The following is a 15,192-nucleotide window of genomic DNA, read 5'->3' on the forward strand; positions in this document are numbered from 1 at the left end:
CGCGGGCGGGGCCGCTTCAGTTGCAGCGGATGCGCTGCTTGCTCAGCGCCACGTCGTCGAACCACAGCGTCATCGGCTGGCCGGCGTAACTCTCCCAGCCGATCCTGAAGTCGACCGGCGCCGGCCGCCAGCTGCCGCGCGCCAGCCACTGCGAATCGACCTCGGGCGTCGGCGTGGTGTCCACATGCAGGCCGGCCACCTCGGCGCCGTGGAACCAGGTCTTCATCGTGCCCTTGTTGCCGTTGACGGTGAACTCGACGCAGTGCCACTCGCCAGCGGCCGGCGAGACGCTCAGCGCAATGCCCGACGGGCTCAGCACCGGCACGGTGGCATCGTCGGACTCGCGGTTCCACATCAGGATGCGGCTCTGGCCGCCCATGCGCAGGTCGCGCTGGTTGTCGGCGCTGTCCTTCATCGCCATGAAGGTGACGTGCCCGTCGCCCAGCGCGTCGGCGAAGCGGACGAAGAAGCGGCCGAACACCCGCTGGCCTAGCGATGCGGGGATCGGGGTGGCGGCGAAGATGTGGTTGCAGTAGCCGCCGGTGCTGGTGACCTTCAGCGACTGCTTGCCGCGGTGGGCGACGGTGGCATCGACCGTGGCCACGCCGGTGCCGGTGCAGTTGGCGCCGCCCACCGTCCACAACGCGGGGCTGGGCGGGCCGCCCGGCGTGGCCGACTCGAAGTTGTCGCACAGCGCGAAGTCGCCGCAAGCCAGGGCGGTGTCGCTGGCAGGGGCTGCGGCGAGGGTGCCATCGGGCGGCGCGGCGGCTTCTCGAACGGGGGCGGCCCATGCGGACCATGACGAGCACAGCATTAACATCGCCGACAGCGTTGTCATTTTTGCCGACTTTCGCGGCAGATCGAGCAAGAAATCTCGCATGGACGGGTCTCCGGGGGATGGGAACGAGGTGACCGGCGCGCACTGGCGCCGGTGCAGCTGGGCGGCCCCGGCAAGGGGGAGCCAGCGCTGCGCGCGATGCTACGGGCCTCACCCGCGCCGGGCAATGCCGTCAACCCGCTTCGCCGCAGACCTTACGCGTTCTTACAGCGCGAACGCGGTCGCGCCGGTGGCGCCGGCCAGTGGATGCGGCCGGACCGCCGGCGTGGCCGCTCACGTCCCTTCGGGTTGCTTGATCGAGCTCTGGCGGTCGACCGTGTGCAGCGGCAGCTGCAGCGACCGGCCGTTGCGCAGGATGTCCAGCGCCACGTCGCGCTCTGGCGCACCGCCGCCCCAGAGCCGGTGCCACAGGGTCTGCAGGCTGTCGACCGGCTGGCCGTCGATGCGCACGATCTGGTCGCCCGGCTTCAGGCCCGCGGCCTCGGCCGGGCCGGCGCGGCTGACGCGCAGCACCCGCACCTCGCCGCCCAGCTCGATGCAGTTCACGCCCATCCAGGCGCGCTTGCTCTGCGCCGAGCGCCCCTGGGCCAGCAGCTCGCCGAGGATGGGCTTGAGCAGGTCGATCGGGACGAACATGTTGCCCGCCACCGACGGCTGGTCCGGCCCCAGGGCGTCGCTGACGACCAGCGAGCCGACGCCGAGCAACTCGCCTTGCAGGTTGAACAAGGCGGCGCCGCTGTGGTCGGTGCGCGCGGGCACGGTGAACAGCGCGTGGTCGAGGTGGTATTCCCAGTAGCCCGAGAACGAGCGCTGCGACACCCGCCGGGCCATGCTGATGCCGGCGTCTTCGCCGCCCGAGATGATCAGCAGCGTGTCCTCGTCGGTCACCCGGCCCGGCTCGCCGAGCGGGGCCGCCGGCAGGTCCAGCGGGATCAGCGCCTTGACCAGGCCGAAGCCGGTGGCCACGTCGTAGCCCACCACGCGCGCCGGCACCCGGCGCCGGTCGTCGAGCAGCAGCAACACCTGGTCGGCTTCGAGGACCAGGTAGCCGATCGTCAGCACCAGCCCGTCCGGGCCGATGACCACGCCCGAGCCTTGCCGCACCGGGCCCAGCGTCGCGTTGGAGGTGGCGTTGTCGACCGCCTTGGCCAGCACACCGACGACCGAATCGCTGGCGCGCTTGATGCCCTCGGACGAGGCGATCTCGTCGCCGGCCCACAGCGCAGTCGGCCAGGCGCATGCGAGCGCCCAAGCCCAGGCCCAGAAAAGCACGGTGCGAACGACGCGACGCATGGCACACCTCCACGACGGCTGGCCGTGACCCCGGCCCGAGCATGCGCCGAGCGGCGTCGGCCATCAAGCCGCAGGGTTACTCGTTGGGGGCGCTTGTCCCGCAGACGGGCGGCAAGCGGTGTGCCGAATCAGGGCGACGCGGAATAGGTCGCCGCTCAGCCTCGCCTCAGCGCCGGCGGCGCGACGGGAAGGGCGCCTGGCCGCGCCAGAAGCGGATCATCAGCCAGCCGCCCAGCATGCCGCCCAGGTGGGCGAAGTGGGCGACGCCCGACCGGGTGTAGGCGACGCCGAGAATCAGCTCGATGGCGCCATAGATCATCACCATGGTCAGCGCGGGCACCGGCATCGGCGGGATCGGGACGGCCTGCCGATTGGTGAGAAGCACCACGAACAGCACGATGCCGATCGTGTAGAAGATCTGGCCCGGGATCATCAGCAGCGCCATCGGCAAGAAGCCGATCAGGTCGAACTGGCGCCGCGGAAACAACATCGCGTAGGCAAGCAAGAGGCCGAACAGCGCGCCGGACGCGCCGACCGTGGGCACCCGCGAGCCGATCACGTAGGTCAGCAGCAATTGGGCCACCGCGGCGGTCAACACGCTGGCGAGCAGCAGTTGCCAATAGCGCTGGTGGCCCCACAGGCGTTCGAGCTCGGCGCCGAACATCCACAGGCCGAGCATGTTGAAGATCAGGTGCGACAGATCGCCATGCAAGAACGCGTAGCTGACCAACTGCCACGGGTAGAACATGCCCGAGTCGAGCGGCCACAGCGCAAACCACACGCCCAGCGGGAACATATTTCCCAGTAGCTGATCGAGCAGGTAGATCGCTGCGCAAACCAGCATCAGCGCCTTGGTGACGGGAGGCATCGGCGGCATGGTGTGTCGCTGGAAGCGTGAAGCTGAAGGTCACTGGTGCCCGGGGCCGGACTCGAACCGGCACACCTTGCGGCGGGGGATTTTGAATCCCCTGCGTCTACCGATTTCGCCACCCGGGCCAGTGTGTGCTTGCGTGTGCTCGTGTCTTGCTGGCGGCTGTGTTGCACAGCGCCGAAGGCACGTCGGGGGCGGATTATGGCATGCGCGGGCGCTGGCTTTGGCCCTGCGACCATAATGCAACGCAGTCCTTTTCACGACCTCGACATGCCTGCCTACAAGACGCTGGAAGACGCGATTGGATCGACCCCGCTGGTGCGGCTGCAACGCCTGCCTGGCCCCGAGGTGCAGGCCCGCGGCAACGTGATCCTGGGCAAGCTCGAAGGCAACAACCCGGCCGGCTCGGTGAAAGACCGGCCGGCGATCAGCATGATCCGCAACGCCGAGGCGCGCGGCGAGATCAAGCCGGGCGACACGTTGATCGAGGCGACCTCGGGCAACACCGGCATCGCGCTGGCGATGGCCGCGGCGATCAAGGGCTACCGCATGCTGCTGATCATGCCCGAGGATCTGTCGGTCGAGCGGGCGCAGACGATGAAGGCTTTCGGCGCCGAGTTGATCCTGACGCCCAAGTCGGGTGGCATGGAGCTGGCCCGCGACCTGGCCGAGCAGATGCAGAACGACGGCAAGGGCCGCGTGCTCGACCAGTTCGCCAACCCCGACAACCCGCGCGTCCACTACGAGACCACCGGCCCCGAGATCTGGGCCGACACCGACGGCCAGGTCACGCACTTCGTCAGCGCGATGGGCACCACCGGCACGATCACCGGCGTGTCGCGATTCCTGAAAGAGAAGAAGCCGGGCGTGCGCATCATCGGCGCCCAGCCGTCCGAAGGCTCGCGCATCCCCGGTATCCGCAAATGGCCCGAGGCCTACCTGCCGAAGATCTACGACCCGAGTGCGGTCGACGAGATGGTCTACGTCAGCCAGCGTGACGCCGAGGACATGGCGCGCCGGCTCGCGGCCGAAGAAGGCCTGTTTGCTGGCATCTCGGCCGCGGGTGCGCTGTGGGTGGCGCTGCAGGTGGCGCGGGTGGTCGAGAACGCGACCATCGTGTTCGTGGTCTGCGACCGCGGCGACCGCTACCTGTCGACCGGCGTCTTTCCGGCCTGACGCGCATGGCTGCGGACTACAAGTTCTGCCCGCAGTGCGCCGGCGCGCTGGCCTGGGTCGAAGCCGAGGAAGACGGCGGTGCCAAGACCCGGCTGCGCTGCGCCGCCTGCGACTTCACCCACTGGAACAACCCGACGCCGGTGCTGGCGGCAGTGGTCGAGTGCGTGGACCGCGGCGGTAAGCTGCTGCTGGCCCGCAACGCGGCGTGGACGGGCCGCATGTTCGCGCTGATCACCGGCTTCATGGAGGCCGGCGAAACGCCCGAAGCAGGCATTGCGCGCGAGGTGCTGGAAGAAACCTCGCTGGTCGCCGAGGCCGTCCACCTGATCGGCGTCTACGATTTCCAGCGCATGAACCAGGTGATCATCGCCTACCACGTGCAGGCCCGCGGCGAGATCGTGCTGTCGCCCGAGCTGGCCGAATACAAATTGTTCGAGCCCGGCGACACGCTGTGCTGGCCGGCCGGCACCGGCTACGCGCTGGCCGAATGGTTGCGTGGCCGTGGCATCGAGCCGAAGTTCATCGAGTTCGCGAATGTGGCGCCCCCACGCCCCCTTCCGGGGGCTGCCCCCCAGGGGGGCTCGCGCAGCGGACCGGCAGAGCCGGATCCGCGCACGCCACTCGAAGAGCGCCAATAAAAGAGGCCACCTGCGGGTGGCCTCTTTTATGGCGCTGGGGGCACTGACTACCGCCTGCGCAGGAAGTGGATGAAATCGGCGTTCTGCGTCTGCTGATCAAGCAGCTCGTTGCCCGTTTGGCGGGCAAACGCTTGGAAGTCGCGCATCGAGCCGGGGTCGGTCGCGACCACTTTGAGAACCTGGCCGCTGGTCATGTCGGCCAGCGCCTTCTTTGCCTTCAGGATCGGCAGCGGGCAGTTCAGGCCGCGGGTGTCCAGTTCCTTGTGCACGTCCATGCCGGTTCCTTGGTCGACGTTGCCTACAGCTCTAGCTTTTTCAGGTACTCGCGGAAGCCCGGGCCGAGTTGCGGGTGGGCCAGTGCGAGTTCGACGTTGGCTTCGAGGAAGCCTTCCTTGCTGCCGCAGTCGTAGCGCTTGCCGTGGTAGCGGTACGCGAAGACCTTCTCGCGGCGCATCAGCGCGGCGATGCCGTCGGTCAGCTGGATCTCGCCGCCCACGCCGCGCGGCTGGTTGGCGATCTCGCGGAACACGCCGGGGGTGAGGATGTAGCGGCCGGCCACGCCCAGGCGGGACGGGGCGTTTTCAGGGGCCGGCTTCTCGACGATGTGGGTCAGGTCCATCATGCGGTCGTTGACGGCCGTGCCGGCGACGATGCCGTAGCGCTTGGTGTGCTCGGCCGGCACTTCCTGCACCGCGATGATCGAGGCGTGCCATTCGTCGAACTGCTGCACCATCTGCTTCAGGATCGACGGCTGGCCGACCATCAGGTCGTCGGCCAGCAGCACCGCGAAGGGCTCGTTGACGACCACGCACTGCGCGCACAGCACCGCATGGCCCAGGCCCAGGGCCTTGGGCTGGCGGATGTAGATGCACTCCATGTCGTCCGGCTTGATCGAGTGGACGAGTTCGAGCAGCTCGGTCTTGCCGGCGGCTTCGAGCTCCGACTCCAGCTCGTAGGCGGTGTCGAAGTGGTCGGGGATCGCCCGTTTGTTGCGGCCGTTGACGAAGATCATCTGACGGATGCCCGCGTCGTAAGCCTCTTCGACCGCGTACTGGATCAGCGGCTTGTCGACGACCGGCAGCATCTCTTTCGGCTGCGCCTTGGTGGCCGGCAGGAAGCGGGTGCCCAGGCCGGCGACCGGGAAAATGGCCTTGTTGATTTTCATCACGCTTTGTGTTCCTTGTGAGGCATCAAGTCCGGGTGGCAAAGATTGTGCCCCCGTGTGCGGTCAGGCGGGCGGCAATCGGCCCAGTTGTTCACGCAATGAGGCCAGCGTGCGGCCGAAATCGGCCAGGCGCTGACGCTCTTGCACCACCACCTCGGGCTTGGCGCGCGCGACGAAGTTCTCGTTGCCCAGCTTGGCCTCGGCCTTGCCGACCTCGCCCTCGATGCGCTTGATTTCCTTGCCCAGGCGCTCGCGCTCGGCGGCGACGTCGATCTCGACCTTCAGCGCCAGCCGCGCGTTGCCCTGCACGGCCACCGGGGCCAATGCCGTGGCGGCGGCGAAGGCGGCCTCGTCGGACAGGATCTGCACCTCGCTCAGCTTGGCCAGCGCCTTCAGCGCCGGCGTGGCGGCGGCAAAGAACTCGGGCTCGCCGATCACGATCAGTGGCACGCGCTCGGCCGGCGACAGGCCCATCTCGCCGCGCAGGCCGCGGCTGGCGCCGACCATCGCCTTCAGCTGTGCCATCCAGGCGTCGGCAGCGGGGTCGATCTTGTCCGGCTGCGGCACCGGGTAGGCGGCCGAGGCCACGGTGCTGCCGTCACCTTCGGCGCGGCGGCCGGCGACCACCGCCACCGTGTCCCACAGCTCGGCGGTGATGAATGGTGCGATCGGGTGCAGCAGGCGCAGCACGGTTTCGAGCGTGCGGACCAGCGTGCGGCGGGTGGCGCGCGCTTCGGCTTCGCTGCCCGTCTGGATCTGCACCTTGGCGAGCTCGAGGTACCAGTCGCAGTATTCGTCCCAGATGAACGAGTAGATCGTGTTGGCGACGTTGTCGAGCCGGTAGTCGGCAAAGCCTTGCACCACCGCCATCTCGACGCGCTGCAGCTCGCCGGTGATCCAGCGGTCGGCGGCCGAGAACTTCATGTAGCCGTGGAACGGCCCGCCCGGCTCGCAGTCGGCCTTGCTGTGCTCCTTGAGGCCGCAGTCGGCGCCCTCGCAGTTCATCAGCACGAACTTGGTCGCGTTCCAGAGCTTGTTGCAGAAGTTGCGGTAGCCCTCGCAGCGCTTCGAGTCGAAGTTGATCGTGCGGCCCAGCGAGGCCAGCGCGGCGAAGGTGAAGCGCAAGGCGTCCGCGCCGTAGCCCGGAATGCCGTCGGGGAATTCCTTCTCGGTCGACTTGCGCACCTTCGGCGCGGTCTCGGGCTTGCGCAGGCCGACCACGCGCTTGTCCAGCAACTCGGGCAGCGCGATGCCGTCGATCAGGTCGACCGGGTCGAGCACGTTGCCCTCGGACTTGCTCATCTTGTTGCCGTGTGCATCGAGCACCAGGCCGTGGATGTAGACGTGCTTGAACGGCACCTGGCCGGTGAAGTGCTTGGTCATCATGATCATCCGGGCGACCCAGAAGAAGATGATGTCGTGGCCGGTGACCAGCACGGACGACGGCAGGAAGAGGTCTTGCTCGATGGTCTTTTCGGGCCAGCCCAGCGTCGAGAACGGCACCAGGGCCGACGAGTACCAGGTGTCCAGGACGTCGGGGTCGCGTGTCAGCGCGCCGCTGTAGCCGGCCGCGTCGGCCTTGGCGCGTGCCTCGGCCTCGGTGCGGGCGACGAACAGCTCGCCCTTGTCGCCGTACCAGGCCGGGATCTGGTGGCCCCACCAGAGCTGGCGCGAGATGCACCAGTCCTGGATGTTCTTCATCCACTGGTTGTAGGTGTTGACCCAGTTCTCGGGCACGAACTTGACCTGGCCCGAGTCGACCGCGTCGATCGCCTTTTGCGCGATGCTGGTGCCGTCGGCGCCGGGCTTGGTCATCGCGACGTACCACTGGTCGGTCAGCATCGGCTCGATCACCTGGCCCGAGCGGGCGCAGCGCGGCACGGTCAGCCGGTGCTTCTTGGTCTCGACCAGCAGGCCCTCAGCTTCGAGCTGCGCAACGATCTTCTTGCGGGCCACATAACGGTCAAGCCCGCGGTAGTCTGCAGGCGCTTCGTCGTTGACCTTGGCTTCGAGCGTGAAGATGGTCAGCATCGGCAGGCCGTGGCGCAGGCCGACCTGGTAGTCGTTCGGGTCGTGTGCCGGCGTCACCTTGACGACGCCGGTGCCGAAGGTCTTGTCGACATAGTCGTCGGCGATCACCGGCACCAGGCGGCCGGTGATCGGCAGGCGCACCTGCTGGCCGACGAGGTGGGCATAACGCTCGTCTTCAGGGTGCACCATCACCGCGGTGTCGCCCAGCATCGTCTCGGGCCGGGTGGTGGCCACGACCAGCGATTCGCCGCTGCCCTCGATGGGGTAGCGGATGAACCAGAGGTGGCCGTCTTCCTCTTCGCTCTCGACCTCGAGGTCGGACACGGCGGACATCAGGCCCGGGTCCCAGCTGACCAGGCGTTTGCCGCGGTAGATCAGGCCTTCTTCATACAGACGAACGAAGGTCTCGGTCACGGTGGCCGAGAGCTTGTCGTCCATCGTGAAGTACTCGTGCGCCCAGCTCACCGAGTCGCCCATGCGGCGCATCTGGCGGGTGATGGTGGCGCCGCTCTGCGCCTTCCATTCCCAGACCTTGGCGACAAAATTCTGGCGGCCCAGGTCGTGGCGGCTGGTGCCTTGCTCTTGCAGCTGGCGCTCGACGACGATCTGCGTGGCGATGCCGGCGTGGTCGGTGCCCGGCACCCACAGCGTGTTGAAGCCGCGCATGCGGTGGTAGCGTGTCAACGAGTCCATGATGGTCTGGTTGAACGCATGGCCCATGTGCAGCGTGCCGGTCACGTTTGGCGGTGGCAGCTGGATGCAGAACGAGGGTTTGCTGGTGTCCAGCGTCGGCGCATAGATGCCGCTGGCTTCCCACAAAGGGGCCCAGCGGGCTTCGATGGCAGAGGGCTCGAAGGATTTGGCGAGGTCGGTCATGGGTGAGGAACGGCGTTTGCTGCAACAGCTTGACACGTAAAGCATGTCAACCCGCATGGCGCCAAAAGAGTTGGGCCGATTGTAGGTCGCACGGGTGTGCGGCCAAGACCAATGAGGAGACCTGGATGAGCTTGCATTCCCGAGTGAAAACGGTGGCTTTGGGCCGCTGGCCGGGCCGTATCGCCGCGGTGGCGGCGGCCGTCCTGGTGGCCGCCTGCGGCGGTGGTGGCGACGGCGGCCCGCTGACCTGCTCGACCGCCGACGAGAAGGTCTGGCTGCGCGAGTACATGGACGACTGGTACTTCTGGTACAAGGTCAGCCCCAGCCCCGACCCGTCGGGCTACGCGTCGGTCGACAGCTATTTCAACGCCTTGCTCTACGACGGCTCGCTGCCCGATTTCCCGCGGGCCGACGACTGGAGCTACATCGTTTCGCAAGAGACCTACGACCGCACCTTCGGCGACGGCCGCACGCTGGGCTACGGCCTGATGGTCGCCGGCCTGGAGGTCACGGGCCACCCGGACTGGCCGCTGCTGGCCCGCTACGTCGAGCCGGGCTCACCGGCGGCGCTGGCCGGCCTGCGGCGGGGTGACCAGATCCTGGCCGTCAACGGCAAGACCTCGGCCCAGATCATTGCCGAGAACAACTACGCCGACCTGTCGCCGCAGAACGAGGGCGACATGGTGACGCTGGACATCCGCACCGCCGACGGCGACAGCCGGGTGCAGCTCGCGGCCGACATCTACGACCTGCAGCCGGTGCCCAGCAGCCGTGTGCTGGCGACGCCCGACGGCCGCAAGATGGGCTACATCCAGGTCAAGGACATGATCGACCAGGCCGTGGGGCCGTTCGACGTGGCGTTTGGCCAGTTCAAGGCCGCCGGCGTGCAGGACGTGATCATCGACCTGCGCTACAACGGCGGCGGCCTGGTCTCGGTGGCCAACAAGATCGCATCGTTCCCGAACGCCTCGGCGACCAGCGGCAACGTGTTCGCGAGCCTGCTCTACAACGACAAGCGCTCGGGCCACAACGAGAGCTTCCGCTTCCAGAACTACGCCAATGCGACCGGGCTGTCGCGCGTGTATGTGCTGACCGGCCCGCGCACCTGCTCGGCCAGCGAACAGGTCATCAACGGCCTGCGCCCCTACGTGACGGTGGTGACGATCGGCGACACGACCTGCGGCAAGCCGGTGGGCTTCCTGCCGCAACCCGATGGCTGCGGCGCGGTGGTCAATGCGGTCAACTTCGAGTCGGTCAACTCGAAGAACGAGGGCCGCTACTTCGACGGCTTCGACGCCTCGTGCCCGGTGGCCGAAGACTTCAGCCAGCCCCAGGGCTCCGAGACCGACCCGCTGATCATCGCCGCCGAAGACCATGCCGACGGCTTCGGCTGCCCGACGCTGGCGGCTGCCGCCAAGACCAAGATCCTCGGCTTGCGCAAGCCGTCCGAGCGGCCGCACTGGGTCGAGGCCGGCGAGCGCCGCGGCATGATCGGCAAGTAAGGGCACCCGGTGGCAGGGTGCCGCCACCACCCTCCGAGAGGGTGCGCGCGCACCCGGCTACCGGGCACGGCGGCTACCCTCCAAGAGGGTGCGCGGCCGCCGCGCTCACATGAACAGGTGCTCGCCCGCGTTCTCGCCGCCCAGCACGACGTAGTTGACCTTCTTCAGGTCAGGCAGCGCGCGGCCGCCGGCATAGGAGATCGAGCTTTGCAGGTCTTCCTGCATCTCGCGCAGCGTCTCGGCCAGCGTGCCCTTGATCGGCTCGAGGATGCGCTTGCCTTCGACGTGCTTGTACTCGCCCTTGTTGAAGTCGCTGGCCGAGCCGAAGTACTCTTTGTAGAGCTTGCCGTCGACCTCGACCGTCTGGCCGGGTGATTCTTCGTGGCCGGCGAACAGCGAGCCGATCATCACCATCGCGGCGCCGAAGCGCACGCTCTTGGCGATGTCGCCGTGGTGGCGAATGCCGCCGTCGGCAATGATCGGCTTCGTCGCCACGCGGGCGCACCACTTGAGCGCCGAAAGCTGCCAGCCGCCGGTGCCGAAGCCAGTCTTCAGCCGCGTGATGCAGACCTTGCCCGGGCCGATGCCGACCTTGGTGGCGTCGGCGCCCCAGTTCTCGAGGTCGATCACTCCCTCGGGCGTGCCCACGTTGCCGGCGATCACGAACGCCTGCGGCAGCTTCTGCTTGATGTGCTCGATCATGCGGCGCACGCTGTCGGCGTGGCCGTGGGCGATGTCGATCGTGATGTAGTCGGCGCCCAGGCCCTCGGCGGCCAGTTGGTCGATCGCGGCGCGGTCGGCCTCTTTCACGCCGGCGCTGATCGACACGATCAGGCCCGCCTGGCGCATGCGGCGCGCGAACCCGACGTTGTCGAGGTCGAAGCGGTGCATCACGTAGAAGTAGCCGTTGGCGGCCAGCCATTCGGCGATGTTTTCGTCCAGCACCGTCTTCATGTTCGCCGGCACGACCGGCAGCTTGAAGCGGCGGCCGCCAAACTCGACGCTGGGGTCGCATTCGGCGCGGCTGTCGACCCGGCACTTGCGCGGCAAGAGCAGGATGTTGTCGTAGTCAAAGATTTCCATGGCTTCGCATTGCGTGTCATGGCGGCGCGTTGGTCGCAGTGCGTCGCCGTGGGCTGCGAGCGCTTGACCTGTGCCGGTTCGGGCTCGCGAAGGCCGCCAGGCGAGGGCGGTGCGGGCCAAATGAAAACCGGGCGCAGAGTTTGGGCCCGGTGGCGCATTCTACGCGGGCACCCCTGCCAGCAGGCGGGCAAGGTCAAGCGTGGATTCGCGGCCCAGTTGCCGGCCGTGCTGGCCCCACCAGGCCTCGGCAGCGGCCTCGCCCAACGAGCGCAGGTGCTCGAGAAACGGCAGGTGCGCGATCAGCCGGGTCTCGCCGGCCAGCGCCGCCAGGTGCGGGCGCCCGTCCACCAGATGCAGCCGCTGCCGGCGCAGCCGCCGCTCGCGCGCGCTCATCGGCCATCCGCCCGGTGCCAGGCGCCAATCGGCCAGCCATTGCAGCTCGCGCATCAGCGGCGCGGTGAAGGCCAGCTCTTGCGCACGGTGGCGGATCTCGTCGGCGCTGCGCGGCGGGCCGCCGGGGTCGGCCGGCGGGGCCAGCAGCACCAGCATCAGGTCGTCGGCGCCGGTGTCGGCCAGCAGTGGCCACAGCGGCGGGTTGGCGGCGAAGGCACCGTCCCAATAGGCCTCGCCGTCGATCAGCACGCTGTGGTGCAGGTTGGGCAGGCAGGCCGAGGCGAGCAGCGCGTCGGCGCTGATCTCGTGCTCGCGAAACAGGCGCAGGCGGCCCGAGGCCGCGTGCGTCGCGGCGACGAACAACCGCACCGGGCTCGCGCGGCGCAGGCGCTCGAAGTCGACCTGCGCCTCGACGATCTCGCGCAGCGGGTTCAGCCCCATCGGGTTGAACTGGTAGGGCGACACCAGGTGCACCCAGCGCAAGGCGGCGCGCGCCGCCGGCGCGAAGCCCGGGGCCTCGTGGCCACCGGTGGTGAACCACTCGAAGGGCAAGCGGGTGCCCAGCGCCTGCCAGAACGCGCGCAGCGCGGCGCGGGCGCCTTCGCGACCACCCTCGGCCAAGCCATGCGCGAGCACCACCGCGTTCATCGCGCCAGCGCTGGCTCCGCTGACGGCGCGCAGTTCGACGCCTTCGCGCGCCAGCAGGGCGTCCAGCACCCCCCAGGTGAACGCGCCATGCGCACCGCCGCCTTGCAGCGCAAGGGCCAGGGGGCGGGGGCGGTGCCAGGGCAACCAGGTCATCGGCGTTCGTCTAGTGATGGCGCGGGGCCGGCACGCACGAAGCATGCCCCTGCCGGGTGACGCCCGCGTGGCGGGCACGCCGCGGGCCGTCTGCTCCCTAGAATGCGGCGATGACCGATCTATTTGCTGCCGGCGCGGACGACGCCCGCCACCCGGCCGCGGGCGACGCGCTGCTGCGCGCCCTGAACCCCGAGCAACTGGCAGCGGTGACGCTGCCCGCCGAGCCGGCGCTGATCCTGGCCGGCGCCGGGTCTGGCAAGACCCGGGTGCTGACCACCCGCATCGCCTGGCTGCTGCAGACCGGCCAGGTCTCGCCCGGCGGGGTGATGGCCGTGACCTTCACCAACAAGGCCGCCAAGGAGATGATGACGCGGCTGGGCGCGATGCTGCCGGTCAATGTGCGCGGCATGTGGATCGGCACCTTCCACGGCCTGTGTAATCGCTTTCTGCGCGCGCACTGGAAGCTCGCCGCGTTGCCGCAGAGCTTTCAGATCCTCGACTCGGGCGACAGCCTGTCGGCCGTCAAGCGCGTGATCAAGGCGATGAACCTGGACGAAGAGCGCTTCGTGCCCAAGCAGGTGGCGTGGTTCATTGCCGGCAGCAAGGAAGACGGCCTGCGGCCGAAGGACGTGGAGATCCGCGACGGCCAGACGCAGAAGATGGTCGAGGTCTACCAGGCCTACGAAGACCAGTGCCAGCGCGAAGGCGTGGTCGACTTCGCCGAGCTGATGCTGCGCAGCTACGAATTGATGCGCGACAACCTGGCGCTGCGCGAGCACTACCAGCGCCGCTTCGCCCACATCCTGGTCGACGAGTTCCAAGATACCAACCGCCTGCAATACGCCTGGCTGAAGATGTTCGCCGGCCCGCCGCGCGAGGGCGGCGGCGCGGTCTTCGCGGTCGGCGATGATGACCAGAGCATCTACGCCTTCCGCGGTGCGCAGGTCAGCAACATGGCCGACTTCGAGCGCGAGTTCCGCGTCAAGCACCTGATCAAGCTCGAGCGCAACTACCGCAGCTTCGGCAACATCCTCGACAGTGCCAACCACCTGATCAGCCACAACACGCACCGGCTGGGCAAGAACCTGCGCACCGAGGCCGGCCCGGGCGAGCCCGTTCGCGTGCAGGAATCGAACAGCGACTTCAGCGAAGCGCAGTGGCTGCTGGAAGAAGCGCAGCAGTTGCACCGCGGCGGCATGCCGCGGCGCGAGATCGCGATCCTGTACCGCAGCAATGCGCAGTCGCGGGTGCTCGAATCGGCGCTGTTCAATGCCGGCGTGCCTTACCGCGTCTACGGCGGCTTGCGCTTCTTCGAGCGGGCCGAGGTCAAGCACGCGCTGGCCTACCTGCGGCTGGTCGAGAACCCGAACGACGACACCAGCTACCTGCGGGTCGTCAATTTCCCGACCCGCGGCATCGGTGCGCGCACGCTCGAACAACTGCAGGACGCCGCCCGCAGCAGCGGCCGCAGCCTGTGGCAGGCGGCCGGCGCGATCAGCGGCAAGGGCGGCGCCAACCTGGCGGCGTTCCACGCGCTGATCGACAACCTGCGCGCGACGACCCAGGGCATGACGCTGCGCGAGATCATCGAGCAGATGCTGCAGGCCAGCGGCCTGGTCGACTTCTACCGCACCGAGAAAGAAGGCGCCGACCGCATCGAGAACCTGGAAGAACTGGTCAACGCGGCCGAGGCCTTCGTCACCCAAGAGGGCTTCGGCAAGGACGCGGTGGCCCTGCCGGTGGACGAGCAGTCGCCCGGCACGCTGGCCGTTGGCACGCCGCCGGCGCTGGCCGCGGTCGATGTCACGCCAGACGCCGAAACCGGCGAAATCATCAGCCCCTTGGCCGCATTTCTGACACACGCGGCGCTGGAGGCTGGTGACAATCAAGCGCAAGCAGGACAGGACGCCTTGCAATTGATGACGGTTCATTCGGCCAAAGGTCTCGAGTTCGACGCCGTGTTCATCACCGGCCTCGAGGAAGGCCTGTTTCCGCACGAGAACTCGTTGTCCGACGCCGACGGCCTCGAGGAAGAGCGCCGCCTGATGTACGTGGCGATCACACGCGCCCGCCAGCGCCTGTACCTGAGCTTCAGCCAGACCCGCATGCTGCACGGCCAGACGCGCTACAACGTCAAGAGCCGTTTCTTCGACGAGCTGCCCGAAGGCGCGCTGAAGTGGCTGACGCCGCGCAACCAGGGCTTCGGCTCGGGCTATGCACGCGACTACCAAGCCGCCTGGCAACGCGGCAGCGGCCTGGGCTCGATGGTGGGCGCCGGGCGCAATGCCGGCTGGCAGGCGCCCGCACCGCCGCCGGTACCGGCCCGCATGGCCGAAGCTGCGGCCAAGCAGGCCGGCCATGGGCTGCGGGTGGGGCAGGGGGTGTTCCACAACAAGTTCGGCGAGGGCGTGGTGGTCACGCTCGAAGGCGCCGGGCCCGATGCACGCGCCCAGGTGCACTTCGGCCGCCACGGCACCAAGTGGCTGGCCTTGTCCGTGGCCAAGCTGACCCCGACGGAATAGACG

Annotated in this window: 12 protein-coding genes and 1 tRNA gene; 4 read left to right on the forward strand and 9 right to left on the reverse strand. The window is 68.4% G+C overall.

Annotated features, from left to right (window positions below; all coding sequences use genetic code 11):
• Positions 1-16: 16 nt before the first annotated feature.
• The 4 genes from ACE3SG_RS13810 to ACE3SG_RS13825 form a co-directional block, all read right to left on the reverse strand.
• Entirely contained in the window at positions 17-838 is an 822-nt protein-coding gene (locus ACE3SG_RS13810) for a hypothetical protein (protein ID WP_374565783.1), read from the reverse strand.
• A gap of 273 nt (positions 839-1,111) precedes the next feature.
• Positions 1,112-2,131: a S1C family serine protease gene (locus tag ACE3SG_RS13815; protein ID WP_374565785.1), complete on the reverse strand. Its 1,020-nt coding sequence runs from the start codon at positions 2,129-2,131 to the stop codon at positions 1,112-1,114.
• 166 nt (positions 2,132-2,297) lie between these two features.
• Complete coding sequence (locus ACE3SG_RS13820) at positions 2,298-3,008, reverse strand: rhomboid family intramembrane serine protease (RefSeq protein ID WP_374565787.1); 711 nt, start codon at positions 3,006-3,008, stop codon at positions 2,298-2,300.
• A 34-nt stretch (positions 3,009-3,042) separates the two neighbouring features.
• Positions 3,043-3,127: transfer RNA gene (locus ACE3SG_RS13825), tRNA-Leu, on the reverse strand.
• A gap of 145 nt (positions 3,128-3,272) precedes the next feature.
• Here ACE3SG_RS13825 and cysM point away from each other — a divergent pair.
• Positions 3,273-4,178 carry a cysteine synthase CysM gene (gene cysM, locus ACE3SG_RS13830; protein WP_374565789.1) on the forward strand — a complete coding sequence of 302 codons (906 nt, stop codon included), beginning with the start codon at positions 3,273-3,275 and terminating at the stop codon, positions 4,176-4,178.
• A gap of 5 nt (positions 4,179-4,183) precedes the next feature.
• Positions 4,184-4,816, forward strand: coding sequence for an NUDIX domain-containing protein (locus ACE3SG_RS13835; RefSeq protein WP_374565791.1), 633 nt, complete (start codon positions 4,184-4,186; stop codon positions 4,814-4,816).
• Between the two features lie 47 nt (positions 4,817-4,863).
• Here the strand turns inward: ACE3SG_RS13835 and ACE3SG_RS13840 are convergent, their stop codons facing one another.
• The 3 genes from ACE3SG_RS13840 to ACE3SG_RS13850 form a co-directional block, all read right to left on the reverse strand.
• Positions 4,864-5,091 carry a sulfurtransferase TusA family protein gene (locus ACE3SG_RS13840; protein WP_374565792.1) on the reverse strand — a complete coding sequence of 76 codons (228 nt, stop codon included), beginning with the start codon at positions 5,089-5,091 and terminating at the stop codon, positions 4,864-4,866.
• 23 nt (positions 5,092-5,114) lie between these two features.
• Positions 5,115-5,981 carry a UTP--glucose-1-phosphate uridylyltransferase GalU gene (galU, locus tag ACE3SG_RS13845; protein WP_374565794.1) on the reverse strand — a complete coding sequence of 289 codons (867 nt, stop codon included), beginning with the start codon at positions 5,979-5,981 and terminating at the stop codon, positions 5,115-5,117.
• A gap of 63 nt (positions 5,982-6,044) precedes the next feature.
• Complete coding sequence (locus tag ACE3SG_RS13850) at positions 6,045-8,888, reverse strand: valine--tRNA ligase (protein ID WP_374565796.1); 2,844 nt, start codon at positions 8,886-8,888, stop codon at positions 6,045-6,047.
• Between the two features lie 125 nt (positions 8,889-9,013).
• Between ACE3SG_RS13850 and ACE3SG_RS13855 the strand changes: the two genes are divergently transcribed.
• Entirely contained in the window at positions 9,014-10,390 is a 1,377-nt protein-coding gene (locus tag ACE3SG_RS13855) for a S41 family peptidase (protein WP_374565798.1), read from the forward strand.
• A 105-nt stretch (positions 10,391-10,495) separates the two neighbouring features.
• On the opposite strand, the gene ACE3SG_RS13860 is transcribed toward ACE3SG_RS13855, so the two are convergent.
• A complete protein-coding gene (locus ACE3SG_RS13860; RefSeq protein WP_374565800.1) occupies positions 10,496-11,473 on the reverse strand; it encodes a GMP reductase in 978 nt (325 codons plus the stop codon).
• 159 nt (positions 11,474-11,632) lie between these two features.
• Entirely contained in the window at positions 11,633-12,667 is a 1,035-nt protein-coding gene (locus tag ACE3SG_RS13865) for a patatin-like phospholipase family protein (RefSeq protein ID WP_374565802.1), read from the reverse strand.
• A gap of 110 nt (positions 12,668-12,777) precedes the next feature.
• Here ACE3SG_RS13865 and ACE3SG_RS13870 point away from each other — a divergent pair, with 110 nt between their 5' ends.
• Positions 12,778-15,189: a UvrD-helicase domain-containing protein gene (locus tag ACE3SG_RS13870; protein ID WP_374565803.1), complete on the forward strand. Its 2,412-nt coding sequence runs from the start codon at positions 12,778-12,780 to the stop codon at positions 15,187-15,189.
• Positions 15,190-15,192: the final 3 nt, after the last annotated feature.

Source organism: Ideonella sp. (assembly GCF_041914305.1).
Classification (GTDB): domain Bacteria; phylum Pseudomonadota; class Gammaproteobacteria; order Burkholderiales; family Burkholderiaceae_C; genus Ideonella.